General features: G+C 48.5%; 14 protein-coding genes. 5 read left to right on the forward strand and 9 right to left on the reverse strand.

Annotated features, from left to right (window positions below):
- Positions 1-4 precede the first annotated feature (4 nt).
- On the reverse strand, positions 5-808 hold the full coding sequence (locus JSU04_08240) for an enoyl-CoA hydratase/isomerase family protein (protein MBS1970283.1): 804 nt from the start codon (positions 806-808) through the stop codon (positions 5-7).
- 10 nt (positions 809-818) lie between these two features.
- The gene (locus JSU04_08245) at positions 819-1,688 is read right to left on the reverse strand and encodes a 3-hydroxybutyryl-CoA dehydrogenase (protein ID MBS1970284.1); all 870 of its coding nucleotides are present in this window, start codon (positions 1,686-1,688) and stop codon (positions 819-821) included.
- Between the two features lie 257 nt (positions 1,689-1,945).
- Here JSU04_08245 and JSU04_08250 point away from each other — a divergent pair, with 257 nt between their 5' ends.
- The 3 genes from JSU04_08250 to JSU04_08260 all read left to right on the forward strand — a co-directional run bounded on the left by JSU04_08250 (position 1,946) and on the right by JSU04_08260 (position 4,968).
- The gene (locus JSU04_08250) at positions 1,946-2,470 is read left to right on the forward strand and encodes a hypothetical protein (protein ID MBS1970285.1); all 525 of its coding nucleotides are present in this window, start codon (positions 1,946-1,948) and stop codon (positions 2,468-2,470) included.
- A gap of 71 nt (positions 2,471-2,541) precedes the next feature.
- Entirely contained in the window at positions 2,542-3,885 is a 1,344-nt protein-coding gene (locus tag JSU04_08255; GenBank protein ID MBS1970286.1) for a hypothetical protein, read from the forward strand.
- A 429-nt stretch (positions 3,886-4,314) separates the two neighbouring features.
- Entirely contained in the window at positions 4,315-4,968 is a 654-nt protein-coding gene (locus tag JSU04_08260) for a hypothetical protein (protein MBS1970287.1), read from the forward strand.
- Positions 4,969-5,025: 57 nt separating this feature from the next.
- Here the strand turns inward: JSU04_08260 and JSU04_08265 are convergent, their stop codons facing one another.
- The 4 genes from JSU04_08265 to JSU04_08280 all read right to left on the reverse strand — a co-directional run bounded on the left by JSU04_08265 (position 5,026) and on the right by JSU04_08280 (position 9,170).
- Positions 5,026-5,766 (reverse strand): 1-acyl-sn-glycerol-3-phosphate acyltransferase, encoded by a 741-nt coding sequence (locus JSU04_08265; GenBank protein ID MBS1970288.1) that lies wholly within the window; start codon positions 5,764-5,766, stop codon positions 5,026-5,028.
- Positions 5,763-6,866 carry a TIGR04552 family protein gene (locus JSU04_08270; protein MBS1970289.1) on the reverse strand — a complete coding sequence of 368 codons (1,104 nt, stop codon included), beginning with the start codon at positions 6,864-6,866 and terminating at the stop codon, positions 5,763-5,765. Before JSU04_08270 ends, JSU04_08265 begins: the two co-directional genes overlap by 4 nt.
- 304 nt (positions 6,867-7,170) lie before the next feature.
- Positions 7,171-7,827, reverse strand: a complete 657-nt coding sequence (locus JSU04_08275) for a hypothetical protein (protein MBS1970290.1) — start codon at positions 7,825-7,827, stop codon at positions 7,171-7,173.
- A gap of 131 nt (positions 7,828-7,958) precedes the next feature.
- Complete coding sequence (locus JSU04_08280) at positions 7,959-9,170, reverse strand: glucose-6-phosphate isomerase (GenBank protein MBS1970291.1); 1,212 nt, start codon at positions 9,168-9,170, stop codon at positions 7,959-7,961.
- Between the two features lie 182 nt (positions 9,171-9,352).
- On the opposite strand from JSU04_08280, the gene JSU04_08285 reads away from it, so the two are divergent.
- On the forward strand, positions 9,353-10,228 hold the full coding sequence (locus tag JSU04_08285; protein MBS1970292.1) for a S1 family peptidase: 876 nt from the start codon (positions 9,353-9,355) through the stop codon (positions 10,226-10,228).
- Positions 10,229-10,329: 101 nt separating this feature from the next.
- Here the strand turns inward: JSU04_08285 and JSU04_08290 are convergent, their stop codons facing one another.
- Positions 10,330-12,486 (reverse strand): enoyl-CoA hydratase/isomerase family protein, encoded by a 2,157-nt coding sequence (locus tag JSU04_08290; protein ID MBS1970293.1) that lies wholly within the window; start codon positions 12,484-12,486, stop codon positions 10,330-10,332.
- A gap of 6 nt (positions 12,487-12,492) precedes the next feature.
- Complete coding sequence (locus tag JSU04_08295) at positions 12,493-13,839, reverse strand: thiolase family protein (protein MBS1970294.1); 1,347 nt, start codon at positions 13,837-13,839, stop codon at positions 12,493-12,495.
- Positions 13,840-14,116: 277 nt separating this feature from the next.
- On the opposite strand from JSU04_08295, the gene JSU04_08300 reads away from it, so the two are divergent.
- Positions 14,117-16,444 (forward strand): NADP-dependent malic enzyme, encoded by a 2,328-nt coding sequence (locus tag JSU04_08300; GenBank protein ID MBS1970295.1) that lies wholly within the window; start codon positions 14,117-14,119, stop codon positions 16,442-16,444.
- 67 nt (positions 16,445-16,511) lie between these two features.
- Here the strand turns inward: JSU04_08300 and JSU04_08305 are convergent, their stop codons facing one another.
- Positions 16,512-16,727, reverse strand: coding sequence for a hypothetical protein (locus tag JSU04_08305; GenBank protein ID MBS1970296.1), 216 nt, complete (start codon positions 16,725-16,727; stop codon positions 16,512-16,514).
- Positions 16,728-16,732 lie beyond the last annotated feature (5 nt).

Below are 16,732 nucleotides of genomic sequence, written 5' to 3' on the forward strand. Positions count from 1 at the left end.
AAAACTAAATTCCTTTAAAAGCAGGTTTGCGTTTCTCTACGAAAGCGCGGGTTCCTTCGCGCACATCTTCAGTAGCAAAGAGTTCACCGAAATGATCGGCCTCGACTTTTTGTGCTTCTTCAATATCAAGCTCATAAGACTGATTGATGGATTTCTTAGCTGCAGCAACGGCAATCGGCCCGCGAGAAAGAATCGTGCCCACGGTCTTCATCACAGTATTCATGAGTTCTGCTTGCGGCACAACCTTGTTTACAAGGCCCAACTGCAATGCTTCCACCGCCGTAATCATGTCGCCCGTGTAAGTCAGCTCACGGGCTTTACGGATACCCACGGCACGCGCAAGGCGAACGGTCCCGCCGAATCCTGGGATTAAACCAAGACTCACTTCCGGCAAACCGAATTTTGCATTTTCAGAGGCAAAGATGAAATCGCAACCCAGTGCGAGTTCCAAACCGCCACCCAACGCAAATCCGTTGACTGCTGCAATCACGGGGATTTTCAAAAGGTTCAATTCGTGGAAAATGGACTGACCACGAAGAGCAAACAATTTTGCCTGCTCCACATTGAGATCGGACATTTCTTTGATATCAGCGCCTGCTACGAAAGCTTTTTCGCCGGAGCCTGTGATGATCAAAGCGCGAGAGCTTTCGTAAGGCATCTCGCCGATCTGGCGAAGAGCATCGGCCATATCATTCAATACTTGTTGATTGAGAGCGTTCAGAGCCTCTGGGCGCTGAATTGTCAGAACCCAAACACCATTGTCTTTGAGTTCAAGATTAATCGCTTTGTAAGAAAACTGAGAAGACATTTTTTAATCCTTATTTTTGTGAGTAATCGTAGAAGCCACGGCCCGTTTTACGGCCGAGCCATCCCGCTTCAACATATTTCACGAGAAGTGGGCACGGACGGTATTTAGAATCACCCAAACCGTCATGCAGAACATTCATAATCGCCAAGCAAGTATCAAGACCGATAAAGTCCGCCAACGTGAGCGGCCCCATCGGCTGATTTGTTCCGAGTTTCATCGCGTTGTCGATGGCTTCCACATTCGCAATGCCTTCATGAAGAGTGTAAACCGCTTCGTTGATCATCGGCATGAGGATGCGGTTGACGATAAAGCCGGGCATGTCTTTCACTGACTCAACGAAAACTTTATCCATTTTTTCAGAGAGAGCTTTCACAGTTTTGAAAGTCTCATCCGAAGTTTGCAAACCTTTGATACCTTCCACAAGCTTCATCAATGGAACCGGATTCATGAAGTGCATGCCCGCCACTTGCGTTGGGCGCTTTGTAACGGCGGCAATTTTTGTGATAGAGATTGAAGACGTGTTAGACGCCAGGATTGCCGTTGGCTTTGCCACTTCATCAAGTTGTTTGAAGATCTTTAATTTAAGATCTACGTTTTCCGTCGCTGCTTCCACAATCACGTCGCAGTCTTTGAGCGCTGACATGTCTTGAGAGGTTTTGATACGGCCGAGGAGTTCCGCTTTCTGAGCTTCTGTCATCGTCGCTTTTTTGATAAGGCGATCGCATGATCCAGAAATTGTCGCCATGCCTTTTTCAAGAGCCGCTGATGCCACGTCAACCATCACAACTTGATAACCGAATTGTGCTGCCACTTGCGCGATCCCATTTCCCATTTGACCAGCACCCACAACACCCATGGAACGAACGTCAGAAATATTCATAAACTCTCCTTTTTATGCAAAGCGTAATAAGCCGTAAATTGAACCCCACATTCCTACCGCGACCCAAGGGAGTGGTCAAACTTAGTCATACCACAAAGTGAGGGTGCTGCTTCAGCTTCGGGCCTCCGGCCCTGCGCTCTGCCCGCGGGCGCGGCTTTTGCCCTGATTTTGAGCAATCCCTCTCACTCTGGGAGCAGAAGACTTGCTACGGCATCGCTTTCGTGATGTGCTGTGGCTACAACAGCATGAGGTGCCCCGTGAAAACTCTTTTGATGACCTTCGCTTTGTTTGCCGTTTCGAGCATTGCTTCTGCCACCAATTACACTTTCAAACAGTCCCAATTCAATCTCAAAGGCACGATTAAAAATGCCACCACGAACACCACGACTCCGATCTTTAACCTGAATGGAACTGCGATGTGGACGGAAGACGCCGACGACACCTACGGCTCACCGAAAGCACAAATCACCATCCGCCGCACCACCTACGATTGCGACGATGTGAATTACTCTTACGACGATGACTACTCATGCGAGATCCAAGGCGCCAAGTTCCAGCAAATCCTCGACGATTTAGTCACTCACGACGATGATTTCACGACCGCCCAAGGCATTATCAAACGCTACTTCGACGATGCCGCCTACTATGAGAGTGTTAAAATTCCTCTCGGTAAATTGGACCAAGTCGGCGAAACAACCGACAGCAAAGAACTCACCGATCCTGACAATCAGAACATGTCCGTGGATGTTGAAATGTCGACGACAGGCATGCACCCGCTCTAGAGCCCTCTCTTAGTCCGGCTACGACTTCCTGGTCTTGGAGGCCCTCCAAAGTCCTGCGACAATAATTAAGCATGCGTCGTGGCTTTTTTCTTACTCTTACTTTCATTTCACAGATTGGTTTTGCGGCCGAGACTCCGGTCGTTTCATTTTACCGCAATCAGCAAAGCCTTTTCCCCTCCGGCCAAGCAAGCCGCGACGATCTTGAAGCCAAAATTCTCCGCCGCGATTTTGAACCTTGGCTGCGCGTGACCTGGAATAAAAAATCCTACGAAGTTCCCGGCGAGACCGTGATTCGCGACGTGCAGGTGACGCAAAACCTTATCACCAAAGAAACTCTGAAGCTCATGAAGGAGCCTCAAGACGGCGCAAAAACCGCCGGTGTGGTGAGTGCAAAAACCTCACTTAAAGTCCTTCGCACGAATAGCTATTGGGCGGAAGTTCTCGACAGCAAACAGAAGATCCAAGGTTGGGCGCCGTTACATTTGCTCGAGTCCCCGGTTGAAGACGAAGGCGTTTTTATCACTCTCACCGACAGCTTTTTGAAGAAGACTCCGCAGAACTCTTCGGCGATCATTACAACTGTGCCGCGCATGCAACGCCTGACTTCGCTGGGTATTGAAAAAACTTTTTTAAAAGTCTCTTATCAAGGGCACGTGGGCTATCTGGACCTTGCAAATCTTGTGGGCCGTGCTGATTTTGCGATGTGGGCTTATAATAAAACCAAAGGTTGGCTTGGCATTTCACATCGTGAAAACGGTTTTCTTTTCACCGTGGATAATCAAAAAATTCCTCTTGAGAAATTCATTGCGTTCAATCCTTACGTGAACCGCGGCGTTGCTTGTCAGAAACTGATGGACGACGCGCCGTCGATTCGTTCACGGGTTGAGATTGGCGACAACAAAGCTCACCGCTGGGCGCTCAGCGCGCTGGAAGGCCACGGCACCGTTTGGTGGCGCATGGAAGAGCCCGAGAGCACGGCTAAGAATGAATCGATCAATCAAATCACCACCGAGCAGCTCATGAAACGCGAGGTTTCGGCATTTGCTCTGGTCGGAAAAACTTCGAAAGGCCTTGCATCCGCAAACGGCATTTTCCGCACCGAAGACGGCAAAACTTGGAAAGAGATTCCACTTTTTGAGGGCAAAAACTATCCCGTCGCGGTTCATCCGGACGGCATCTGGTACGTTGGCAACTACAGAAGCTTCGATGAAGGAAAAACCTTTGAGCCCTACATTAAGTGGGACAAACTTGCTGAACGCATTCAAGTCGGCATCCACAAGGCTCCGCGCCACCTGCGCATCGCCCAGATCGAGCCCCTCCCCAACTCCCGCATCCGCATCCTCGTAGACACAGGTGTACAAAAAGTAAAGATGCAAGCCCATATCCTCAGCCAAGAATGGATGATGGTAAAGTAGCCCGCCCATAGCACTCACGTAATGGCCACCAAAAAGGCACAGACACCTTTATATAAAAATCCCAGCGGCGCCCTCGAAAAAGTCCAATATAAAAACCGCAGCGCCTCCCCGCATACCTCACCTGGCCGACCACGATGGTCGGTCAGCCCCGTGAGCTGCGCTGCCCTTCGGGTCTCACGGACGGATGGCCCACGCAAAGTAAGCGACTGGGCGAGCACGCAAGTCTCATCGCACATCACGGAGAATCAAGATCCTTCACGTGATCTTAAAGAACGCATAAGCTGACATCATCTTTGATAAAACTAAAAAGAGATGAGAAAGAAAATAGAAAGAAGAGAGAGAAGTAGAAATCTTAAATCTTCTTATAAATCATTTACTTAGCACTAAATCCATTGACCTCATATCAACAAATAATTATATTGCCCGTGAATGAAAAACTCCTCCTCCCCACTTTTTGATTATCATGACTCTGGTGCTACAAAACGTAAGTACGGAAGAACCACTCATGGAGGAATTGATTCCAAAGGTAAGAGAAAAGAATACCGTCCACTTTCAGAAAAGAAATGGATTCACCTCACCCTTAAGTCAGAAAAAGCAAAAGGCCCATGGAGCTTCCTCACTCCAAAGAACCAGCAAATCATCCGCGAGATCCTTAAATCCAAATCAAAAAAATGGGGCGTACAGATTGCTGAAGTCGTCAACGTCGGGAATCACCTTCACATTAAGCTTAAATTTAAATACCGCGAGGGCTTTCAGAACTTCCTAAGATCCGTAACAGCCCTCATCGCAAGAAAGATCACCAACGCTCGCCGTGGATATAAGATTACAGGTCAGCAAATCTCAGCTCAAACAAACTTAAAGCTATCAAAAGATACCAAAACGACAGATAGAAAACCTTCTGAAGAAAAATTCTGGCAAGGCCTCGCCTTCACTCGCGTGATCAAAACCCGCATCGAAGAACTTCAGCTCCGTGGCTACTTCAAAGCAAACCGCCTTCAAGCCGCCAAAGGCCAGAAAGCCCGCGAGGAGTACTTACAGAAATTCAATGAATGGATCACATACATACGGCAAGGGACTGCGTAAGCGCAGAGGCCGCGCGGGAGCCCAGCCTTCAGTGCCTTCTTGCGAGGTTTTTTTCAATTACGGGGATGAGTGCATGTTTGCTGGGAAGTACGGGAGCATTTCGTTGCGCACTTTTTCTTGCAGGACTGGGCGGTCTTTGATGTCGTAACCCTCGGTTGAGACGGGTTCTAAAACATCAATCGTGATTTCACGAGTCCACACATCGCTGTTCGGAACCCAATGCCCCTTTGGCAAAATCTTCGCAGCGCCGCGGATCACAACCGGCACCAGCGGGGCGCGCGCATTGATCGCAAATACGAAAGGTCCTGCTTTAAAAGCACCCAGCTTTTCTTCTTCCTGACGAGTGCCCTCGGGAGCGAGCGCAAAGCGCTCTCCGCGCTGCAAACGTTCTTGGGCCGCCTCATAGACCCTGAACACTTCATCGCGCTTCTGGCGGGCGATAGGCAAAGCTCCGAGCCGGCGCATCGCAAGTCCAAACACCGGGATCTTAAAGAGCTCTATCTTTGCGCCAAAACGAAAGCCGTTCAAAGCCCCTTGCATCGCAAACACATCAAAGAAGCTGGTGTGATTAAACAAGAATACGCAGCCACCCGCTGGAATATGCTCAGCACCGATGACTTTGATTTTTACTCCGAACATCCAGCAAGAAACGCGGCCCCAAAGCTGAACGACGTAGTCGTCCCATTTCTTGTTATTGAAAAGCAGATTCACCGCCATCACTAAGACAGAGAAGAAAATCAGCACAAAGGGATATGCCACGGTCATTACAATGCTACGAAGGCTTGCGATCAATCTCATACTCCACTTTCTGAAAACAGGCGCTTACGAGCAGCCAGTCGCTGGCGCTCTTTGTAAGCCTCATGTTCTGAAGGCCCCGACAGAATCGCCTGATGAGCGGACTGGTCCATGATTTGGACTTCAAACGGGTAAAAGAAACTAAAGGATTCTTTACCACCGACCGGCTGAACATGAATCAGCTTACGCGTGATAAATTTAATAAAACGATAATCAGCACCCGAGAAGAAGTTCTCTTTACGGAATAGCTGAGCGTCGCCGCCCACATTTGCCAAACGTTCTTCAAAGATCTGCTTTAACTCCAGCTCCGTATAATCTTTGCCGGTCTTATAGAGCTCTTCGCAAACCTGCAAAAACACATCGACCGGATACAGGTTGTTCGACGACTGGTCCGGCATGATGTGCGGGAAGCTCATAATGTTTTCTTCGACCAAGAAACGAATCACCTGGAAAGAGTCAAACAAAGACCGCGTCACAAAACGCACGCCCAGTTTATCAAAAATCTTCATCGCCAAAGCATCGGGCTTCGCAAGGAGCTTAATCACCGTGCTGGAAGAAGTCTTAAACGGTTTCACCTCAAAGCCCAAGAGTTCCACCGGCTGCTGCCCGTCTTCACGCTGACTTTTCAAATAAGCTTTGTGAGTGGTTCCGTCATGATAGATCGCCTTTTGAAACGGCGTCAGAATCTGGCTTTGAATTTCTTCACTGAAGCTTGAGAAGAGATCATTTTCTGCATGAACATAAACGTGCATGCAACGAAGGATCGCACACGACCAGCGCTGCAGGCGTTTTTCAGAATCTTCGTGGGAACTTGCCAGCAACAACAAACGACGGATATCGCCCAAAGTTTTGCGCTCACGCAAAAGCTCCGGCACTTCTTGCAGCTCAAAACCCAATTTATCGGTGATCAGAACTAAAGCACGGCGGTGATAATACCAAATGCGCTCCACATCCTGAGGATTGGAGAAATCAAAACCGTAACACTGAATGAAAGATGTCGCCTGTTCGAGAGATTTAATATTGAGCCTTGGCGTATCGATCGCTGAGCGCCCGCCCGCAACAGAATGCAACATGTCTGAATCAAACAAAAACTTCTTAGGCATCACTGTGATTAATCACAAGCTGTGCGTCATGTGGCAAGTAAAAACGCAGAGCTTCTAGGATTGCTCAAATTGAGAGCAGATTTAGAGCCTATCCTAAAATTAAACAAATCCTGAACGTTTTGAATTTGTCTTTGATCGCGAAGGAAGCGGCGAAGATGTAGCCGCAGCTACTTCGAAGCTGCTTCTGACAAAGAGCAAAGGCAAATTCAAAACGCCCCTTTGGGGTGTAAATAAAAAGGGTCCCCTGACTGCATTGGACCCTTTTTATTTACATTCAGGGTTTGGTTAATTTTAGGATCGGCTCTTAGTAAACGAAAGAGCACGTAGAGATTTGGAAAGAGCCCAAAGTGCCTGAGCTTGGATAATTGCCCGCAACAGCTGTTTGGTAGTTGGCGTAGCTGACAGTGCCCGTTGCCATTGAGCTTGAGAAGCTGCCTGTGACAGTGATTTCACCGTAGTTGTCTTTAAACACGACTGAGAAGGTCTTTGCTGACAAGTTCACAGTGCCTGAGCTTGCAGATGAGAAATTGATTGGATAGGCCTGAACAACAGCTCCTGTGGAATCTGTTTGGCCAACGTAGGAGTCCGTCACTGTTAACTTGAGATTTGTTTGACTGATATTCAAATTGCCTGAGCTATCAAAGGCAATATGACCTTCCATCGAAACACCCGTGCTGGTGCTTGAGCTACTGCCGCTGATGGTGCCGAAGTATGATGGATCTATGGAAGATGACAAAAGCCCCTTCACACGTTGTTCGAAAGTATAGCTAGAAGTACCGCCGCCATCGTAAATACGGCCGGTTGTTTGCGTGGTCGTACCGCAGCTCGAAGAACCACTGCCAGTCACCCCGGTTGCAATGCCGGTTGCGCGCGCAGAACGAAGATCCGTGTTCTGAGAACACGCCACCATGGTTCCAAACACCACAACACTCAACATGATTTTCATCAACTGGGTGAACATATATACCTCGCCTCTACCTAGAGCTATCGCAAGGGTTGTACCACCCCTTAAGCCCTCTAAGCCTGTATAAGCAAGGACGCCCGTCTCATTTTGAGATTATCGGCCCCAGTGACAATTCCGGGGCTCAGATGTCAAGACTTTAGCTTTTTCTTCGCAAGCACTTTACCCAACTCAACTCCCGGCTGATCAAAGGCATTGATCCCGAGAATCTCACCAAGGCCTGCCGTCACAAGCTCCCAGAGCATGAACTGATAGCCAAGGCTTTCGCCATCGAGCTTTTCATAATGCAACGTCATCGTCGAAACGCCGTTGTGACTAAGAGCCTCTTGGGTTGACTGTGCTTCGACCCCGAGCAGGGCCCCCATGGTGCGGTTCTGCAAATCCTGCGTCTCAGGGAACTGCGCTTTTTTCACCTTCAAAGTGCCACCTTCAGAATCACCAAAACGCTGGAAGAAGACAAACTTGTCGCGGGCCCCTTCCATCACTTGCTGCAAGATCGAGTGCTGATCCGAGGCCCCCACCGCCGCCATCGGCGTGCTCACGCGAGGCGCCTGAAGGCCTTCGCGCGTCACCGCTTTTCCGAGGGACTCAGCCCACAGCTGCTGAAACCAAAGGCCAAAATTTTTCATTCGCGAGTTGTAAGACCACATAAGTGAAATCCACTCACCCCGCGCAAAGCTTTGTACAAACTGAGCCATCAACTCCGTGACGGCGGCTTCATCTTTCAGAGCCCTCAGGGCGCCCGTACGAATTTCATTTAAGTTCGCGCCGATGAATGCCGCCGGCATCAGACCCACCGCTGACAACACCGAGAAACGGCCGCCGACATCCAGAGGAATTTCAAGTTCTGAAACTCCGTTGGCTCGGGCCCACTTTGTCAGTGAACTTTCTTTCGTTTCTGAAATCACCACCGAGTTTTTCGCAAGCTTTAAACCCTTGTCATTGTAAACTTGGTCAAGAATTTCCAGCGCACACAGAGACTCAATTGTCGTACCGCTTTTAGAAACAAACGCCCAGCAGACCTTCGCGAGATCTTGCAAATCACCGAGCAGATTTTCAAACTCAACGGCATCGACATTGTCGACAAAGAACACATTTTTCGCGTGATAGACTTCTTGAATCACCCGCGTTCCGAGAGAGCTTCCCCCCAGCCCCACAATGACCAACGATTCGAACTCTTCAGCTTTAGCCGAGCCCAGACGCTCGGACTTCAGCCACAGCTCACTGCGCTCTGGCAGTTTAGGGAATCCGATCTCGGATCTTTGCAGAAATTTTTTATAGGCCTCACGGCATTTGCCTAAGACCGCTTCTTGAGTTGGGTGGCTAACTTGGGTGATTTTCATGGAAAAACCTTATCCAAAAATCCCCCGGCCTGTCACTCGGTTTTGGCACGTTCTCTGCTTTTAAGTTTTAGCGGTGCCCACGGCGTACTTTAAATGCCTGCCACTGTTCAATATTTGAACGGTGCGCGCGTTTTTCGGCATTATAACAAAGTCGACGGCAACCAGAACCACCTGAGGTACTTATGCGCTACATCCTTGCTACGCTCCTAGTTATGCTAAATTTAATAGCTTGTTCTGAACAACAAACCCCTCTGCAAGGTGAAGTCAGTGATCATGATTTAAAAAAATCGACAAAGATCGTCGGCGGAGAAGATGTTGACCCCTCCGATGAACATGTGGAGTTTGTCGTCATGATCATGGGGAAATATGAAAATGGCGAGCCCTATGTGTGCACTGGCACTTTGATTGATTACGATCTCGTTTTAACTGCTGCTCACTGCATTGGCGTGAAAGACACAATGCAAGTTACCTTTGGTGAAAACCCTATTCACGACGGCCCTGTGCAAATTAGCACTGTGAAAGAAGCACTCAAGCACGATCGCTTTAACAAAACCGAAGAGATCCGCAACGACATCGGTTTGATTCAACTCAACGAAGGAGCTCCCGACTATTTTGAGCCAGCGGTTCTTCCTTGGAAAACAAAGAAAAGCATTCGTCGCTCGAAGGACTTTAACGTCTATGGTTTTGGCGTGACTTCAGGAATCGTGAGCGAAGGCAAACTCAACACGAAGACAGTCGGCGTGATGCGCACAACTTCTCTGAAAGCTGATCGTGAGAGTGAAAAAAGTGACGTGTTCTACGCTAAGCAAACTGAAGGCAAAGGTATTTGCTCCGGTGATTCCGGCGGCCCGGCGTTTGTGCAAAAAAATATTCTTATCGGAATTATTTCACGTGGAATCACCGATGACCCGGCAAATCCGCAAGCTGCCGATAACGATATCTGTAATTACGAATCGGTTTTCACCAACGTTCGTTACTATCAAACTTGGATCAATGAAGGGATCGAAAAACTTCATAAGGTCACAGATGTACCCGACGCTTATCCGTTCTTAAATTAATTCATGATTTTGGCTTAAGCTGGTGATTTTTGGGCAAAAAAAAGGGAGATTTTTCAATCTCCCTCTTCCGAAGTAAACAACAAGATTCATCCGGGCACAAATTAAGTATAAAACTTTTTATTTGCTTTCGCCAAGTCCTTTAATGGATTTGCAGGTCGGAGTCTAGCGGCATTTCTCTGCACCGCGTACTCAGCCAATTGGGTCTCGATGTAAGTCAAACCGATGCTGTCGGCGTACTTCAGCAAGCCCCCGCGGAACGGCGGGAATCCGGTCCCCATGATCATTGCCAAATCCACCTCATGCGGGGTTTCAACAATTTTATCTTCGATCAGAGCACGCGAACACTCGTTCACCATGGCAAAGACGCCGCGCTCAATGCACTCTTTTGAACTGAGCGGGCTCGTTGGAGCTTTCAGACCCAATGCTTCATAGATTGTTTCGTCGACTTCCAAGCGTTTGCTGCCATCTTCCGAGTACTTATAGAAGCCTTTACCGTTCTTTTTACCCAATCGACCGCTCTTCTCAAGAGTCTCCATGCAAGGAGCCATCTCGACGCGATCACCGAAAGCCTTCTTAAAGATCTTCAAAACCTTAATACAAACGTCTAGGCCGACTTCGTCCATGAGCGCAAACGGGCCCATCGGCATACCGAACTCTTTTACGTAAGCCGTATCAACTGTTTTGATTTCCATGCCTTCTTGCAAAAGAAACGCAGCTTCTGCCATATAAGGAAGCAACAAACGGTTGACCAAGAATCCAGGTCCGTCTTTAACTACCACTGGCATCTTGCCCATTTTCTTCGACAATTCGAAAATCGTCGCCACTGTTTCATCGCTGGATTTTTCACCACGAATCACTTCAATAAGTGGCATTTTATTTACCGGATTGAAGAAGTGCATCCCGGCAAAATACTCAGGGCGCGGATGGCCTTTCGCCATTTCAGTCACGCTGAGCGAGCTTGTGTTTGTTGCAATGATCGCATCAGGGCGCATCTTTGTCGCGCACTCGCCGATGACTTTCTGCTTAATACCCATATCTTCAACAATCGCTTCAATAACTACGTCCAAAGTGCCGAAACCAGAATAATCTGTCGTCGCAGTGACGCGGTCCATTTTCTGGCGATATTGATACTTGTCGATGGATTTACGCTTTAACAACTTCATCCACAAATCACTCGCATGCTTCAAACCTTTACCGAGAGCTTCGGCATTAAGATCCTTCATACGAACATCGATACCTTTGTCAGCGGCCACATAAGCAATACCGCCCCCCATGGTTCCTGCGCCCAAAACACCGATGGATTTGACGTCGCGTCCCTTCACATCTTTACCCGGAACACCGGAAGATTTTTTCACCATCTCTGTGAGATAGAAAACGTGGATCAAGTTTTTGCTAATGTCAGTCACTGCCAATTCGCAGAAACCAGCACGCTCAACCGCCAACGCTTCAGAGCGGTTGCTCCAACCGTAAGTTTTTTGGATCACTTCCAAAGCTTTCAAAGGAGCTGGATACTGACCATTCGTTGCCTTCAAAACGCCTTCTTTAGCTTTTTTGAAAACGATGCCGCGGCCAAGGAAGCTTTCAAGAACTTTATTCATCGCCCCTTTTGGGTGATATTTCTTGTCGGCTTTCCCTTTTCCTTTAGCAATAATGTCCTTCGCCCATTTCACCGCTTCTTCCATCAGGATCGCTTGGTGAACAACGCGGTCCACGAGACCGATTTTAGAGGCCTTCTTTGCATTCACAGATTTACCAGCAAGGATAATATCCAAAGATGCCTGCAGGCCCAAAAGTTTCGGCATGCGAACGCAACCGCCAAAGCCCGGCAAAATGCCCAATTGAATTTCTGGAAGACCGATCTTTGTGGATGGATCTTCAGAGGCAATTCTGTAATCACAAGCAAGGATAAACTCACAACCGCCACCCATGCAGGCGCCGTTGACAGCGGCCATCGTCGGCATCGGCAGGTCTTCGACCATATTCATGATCTCTTGGCCTCCGTTCACTGCCGCCTCAAATTGCTCTTTCGTCGTCATGTTTTTAATTTCTTCGATGTCGGCACCGGCGATAAAAATCTTGTTCTTTTTAGAAACAAAGATCACAGCCTTGTAAGAGGACTTACCGAGCTCTGCGATGACTTCTTTCATACGCATCATCACGGGAGTTGAGAATTTATTCACCTTCTCACCGACAAGATCCAACTCTACAACTGCGATATCGCCCTGAGGAACAATTCTGATACTGTCTTGCATACTCATGATGTCTTATCCTTCTCTCTCAAGAATCATTGATCCACCTTGACCGCCACCAATACACAAAGTAGCAAGGCCATACTGAACATCTCTGCGCTTCATTTCTTTCATCAGCGTGAGAACAATACGCGTGCCCGTTGCACCCACAGGATGGCCCAGAGCAATCGCGCCGCCGTTCACATTCAAACGGTCCATGTTAATCTCGCCCACTTTTTGTGAAAGGCCGAGCTTTTCCTGAGCGAATTTGTCAGAATCCATAGCTTTCACGCAGGCCAAAACCTGCGCCGCAAAAGCTTCATTCAATTCAACAAGACCGATGTCCTTGAGTGAAAGCTTTGCACGTTTCAAAGCCAATGGCGTGGCATAAGCAGGGCCAAGACCCATGCGCTCAGGCTCAAGACCCGCAAAGCCGTAAGAGACGATCTTTGCCGCAGGCTTGTAACCAAGGCTCTCTGCTCTTTCACGAGACATCAAAAGCACCATCGCCGCACCATCTGTGATCGGGCACGAGTTCCCGGCAGTAATGGTTCCTGTTTGTTTGTCAAAGAACGGCTTTAGTTTCGCCAAGGCTTCCATCGTCTGGGTTTCACGTGGACCGATGTCTTCGCCAACGACTTCTTTGTACTCCGGAGACAAAAATACCGGAGAAATCTCTTCGGCCAATTTTGCTTTATTTCCAGAAGCAAGCTTGTGTGAACGCAAAGCAAATTCATCTTGAGTTTGACGAGAAAGACCCCACTCTTTTGCGAGGATCTCAGCCGTCTGCCCCATGTTGATGCCGACAAAAGGATCCGTCAGACCTTGCATCACAGAAATCACCGGGAAGTATTCATCACGCATATTGCCTTGAAGAAGAGCTTTGAGCTGCTTCACATCGGCCTTAAAGAGTTTCCACAAAAGTGGCAATGCTTGACCGGGACCTTTAGCGGCGAAAAGTTTATCGAAAAGACCTTGGATTTTCGGTGGCAACAACGTCGGCATTTGCGACATGTTCTCGACACCGCCGGCAACAACAACATCCATGGTGCCTGATTTAATTTTCTCGTAACCATTCGAGATGCTCTCGAGGGCTGATGCACAGTTTCTGTGAACCGTGTAAGCAGAAGTTTTGAGCGGCACGCCCGCATTCAAAGCAACCACGCGTGAAATATTCACGGCGTCGACTGGATTTCCAGTGTTACCGATAATCACTTCATCAATGGCATTCACATCCAGATTACTTCTCGCGATCAACTCTTTCAGAGCCACTTTGCCGAGCTCCGCAGGGTGAAGAGACTTGAATTTTGTTCCCGATTTGGCGAAAGGAGTTCTCACGCCCTCAACGATGACCACATCCCGTGGGTTCTTCTGTAGACTCATTCTTACACCTTCCTTGTGTGTCACGAGTGATAGATTTATTTAAGTAGCTAAAATCTTACAGATTTTTCACCTCCCCTCCAAGCTCTTTTAAACACCGAAAATATGAATTTTCCTCATTGCGGCATTGTGCCTGCTGGGCCGCCCATTCATTGACCCTCCGTACAGACCTTTGTACATTGTTGTATCGTTTTACATCGAGAGAGATGCTGGTTTTGTAAGCAATTTCGCCAAGCAAATCCACTGACCCCCTCTCGCAAAAGACTTTTGAGGAGTCACAATGAGCGAAAAGCTTAACGGTCACACACTGACCACGTTGGAACAAGAAGCCCTCGACTATCACGCCAAGGGTAAACCTGGAAAAATTGAAATCACCTCAAGCAAGCCTTGCAACACTGAAAAAGCTCTCTCTCTCGCCTACTCACCGGGCGTGGCAGTGCCGTGCAAAGTGATCGCGAAAGATTCTGCGAAAGCCTACGACTACACGAGCAAAGGAAATCTCGTTGCCGTGGTCTCTAACGGAACGGCGGTTTTGGGTCTTGGCAATATCGGCCCGCTCGCCTCAAAGCCCGTGATGGAAGGAAAAGGCATTCTCTTTAAACAATTCGCCGGTATTGACGTTTTCGATATCGAGTTGAAAGCCAATACGCCTGCGGAAGTGATCGCCGCGGTCAAGGCACTGGAACCCACATTTGGTGGTATCAACCTCGAAGACATCAAGGCGCCTGAGTGCTTTGAAATTGAAGAAACTCTGAAGAAAGAAATGAACATTCCGGTTTTCCACGATGATCAGCACGGAACCGCGATTGTTTCGGGAGCGGCACTCTTAAATGCTCTGCACATCACCAAACGCAAAATCGAAGATGTTCGTTTGGTCGTGAATGGCGCCGGCGCTTCGGCGATTGCCTGCTCGAATATTTTTATTTCTCTCGGTGTTCGCCGTGAAAACCTTATTATGTGCGATACTTCAGGCGTGATTTACAAAGGCCGCACAAACGGTATGAACAAGTACAAAGAAGCTTTTGCGGTTTCAACCGAAGCCCGCAACTTGCAAGAAGCACTTCGTGGCGCGGATGTGTTTGTCGGTCTATCTGCAGCGGGTGCTTTGACTCCTGAAATGCTCAAAGACATGGCGAAGGACCCAATTATTTTTGCGATGGCCAATCCTGATCCAGAGATCGAACCAGGAAAAGCCCGCGCGATCCGTCCCGACGCGATCGTGGCAACAGGCCGCTCGGATTTCCCGAACCAGGTAAATAACGTTCTCGGCTTCCCGAGTATCTTCCGCGGCGCTTTGGATACCCGCTCAACGCAAATCACCGAAGAGATGAAACTCGCCGCAGTTCACGCTTTGGCGATGCTGGCGCGTGAAGATGTGCCTGAGCGCGTGTCGGATTCCTATGGCGGTCAGAACTTTAAGTTTGGCCGTGAGTATCTGATTCCAAAACCATTTGATCCGCGTGTTTTGTTAGTAGTAGCTCCCGCTGTTGCTAAAGCGGCGATGGAATCAGGGGTCGCGACAAAACAAATCACCGACTGGGACAAGTACCGCGATCGCCTTGAGGGCATTCAAGGTCCTTCAAAAGTTTTCATCCGCTCTGCGATTCATAAAGTTCGTCAGAACGTGTCTGCAAATGGCGGCGTTTTACCGAAAATTGTTTTCCCTGAGGGCCACAGCACTAAAATTTTGAAAGCTCTTCGCACCCTGGTGGAAGAGCGTATCTGCGAGCCGATCTTGCTGGGTTATCCTGAGCGCATTAAAGAAAAAATGCACAACATGGATCTCACAGATTCATTGAAACACATTCAAATCATTCATCCGGCAACTCACGCAAAATACAAAACATATGCGATGGAACTTTACAATCGCCGCAACCGCAAAGGTGTCAATTACCGTGAAGCAGAGCGCTTGATGGCTGATCCTAACTACTTTGCATCGATGATGGTGCAAATGGGCGATGCCGACGGCATGGTCACAGGCGCAGCTCAGCACTATGCTGAGTCTGTTCGTCCGATCTTACAAACAATCGGTGTCTCCAAAGAATCTGTGCCTGCTGGTTTAAATATCGTCTTGCTCGAAGACCGCTTCTTGTTGCTTGCAGATACCACTGTGAACATCAACCCGACAGCTGAACAATGTGCCCTGATTGCACTTCAAGCCGCACGCATCTCTGAATACTTCGGAGTCGCTCCTCGTATTGCCATGCTTAGCTACTCGAACTTCTCAGGCGATGGCGGCACTCCGGCGAAAATGAAGAAAGCGGCGGAACTTGTTGCGGCTTACCGCCCGGATCTTCCAGTGGACGGCGATATGCAGGCAGATACTGCTGTGAACGCAGACATCATGCAGAGAATCTTCCCGTTCTCAAACTTGAAAGATGCCGGCGCGAATATTTTAATCTTCCCGAACCTCGAGTCCAGCAATATCTGCTACAAACTCTTGCAGCAAATCGGCAAGGTTGAGGTGATCGGTCCCTTCTTGATGGGCGTCAGAAGAAGCGCGAACGTTCTGCAAAGAACAACAACGGTTGACGGCATCATCAACTCGGTGGTTCTGACAACGCTTGAAGCTCAATTCATCAAAGACGCTTTGAAGAAGAAAAAGTAATTTTCCAAAGCGAGAAATAAAAAAGGCGATCCCTCTCCGGATCGCCTTTTTTTTAAAGCAAAGAATACTACTGACCGCTGCAGTAGCCGTAGCCTGTGTTGCAACCACGATCGGAATCATAGGTAAAACTGCAGGTATCAGCATTATAAACAGTGATATTTCTACCAGAGCAACCATCGATACAAGTAATGGTCTGACCTTCACAGCCGGCAAAAGCGGCTTTGCCACCAACAAAAGAAAGCACTACGAAAAAGAACGTTGCGAAGAACGTATTTAGTTTCATTCTGA

This window comes from Bdellovibrionales bacterium (genome assembly GCA_018266295.1).
Lineage (GTDB): Bacteria > Bdellovibrionota > Bdellovibrionia > Bdellovibrionales > Bdellovibrionaceae > JACMRP01.

Coding starts and splice junctions, on each gene's coding strand:
- JSU04_08290 (MBS1970293.1), bottom strand. CDS start 12,486: ATGAGTATGCAAGACAGTATCAGAATTGTTCCTCAGGGCGATATCGCA.
- JSU04_08305 (MBS1970296.1), bottom strand. CDS start 16,727: ATGAAACTAAATACGTTCTTCGCAACGTTCTTTTTCGTAGTGCTTTCT.
- JSU04_08245 (MBS1970284.1), bottom strand. CDS start 1,688: ATGAATATTTCTGACGTTCGTTCCATGGGTGTTGTGGGTGCTGGTCAA.
- JSU04_08270 (MBS1970289.1), bottom strand. CDS start 6,866: ATGCCTAAGAAGTTTTTGTTTGATTCAGACATGTTGCATTCTGTTGCG.
- JSU04_08255 (MBS1970286.1), top strand. CDS start 2,542: ATGCGTCGTGGCTTTTTTCTTACTCTTACTTTCATTTCACAGATTGGT.
- JSU04_08265 (MBS1970288.1), bottom strand. CDS start 5,766: ATGAGATTGATCGCAAGCCTTCGTAGCATTGTAATGACCGTGGCATAT.
- JSU04_08275 (MBS1970290.1), bottom strand. CDS start 7,827: ATGTTCACCCAGTTGATGAAAATCATGTTGAGTGTTGTGGTGTTTGGA.
- JSU04_08300 (MBS1970295.1), top strand. CDS start 14,117: ATGAGCGAAAAGCTTAACGGTCACACACTGACCACGTTGGAACAAGAA.
- JSU04_08280 (MBS1970291.1), bottom strand. CDS start 9,170: ATGAAAATCACCCAAGTTAGCCACCCAACTCAAGAAGCGGTCTTAGGC.
- JSU04_08240 (MBS1970283.1), bottom strand. CDS start 808: ATGTCTTCTCAGTTTTCTTACAAAGCGATTAATCTTGAACTCAAAGAC.
- JSU04_08285 (MBS1970292.1), top strand. CDS start 9,353: ATGCGCTACATCCTTGCTACGCTCCTAGTTATGCTAAATTTAATAGCT.
- JSU04_08295 (MBS1970294.1), bottom strand. CDS start 13,839: ATGAGTCTACAGAAGAACCCACGGGATGTGGTCATCGTTGAGGGCGTG.
- JSU04_08260 (MBS1970287.1), top strand. CDS start 4,315: ATGAAAAACTCCTCCTCCCCACTTTTTGATTATCATGACTCTGGTGCT.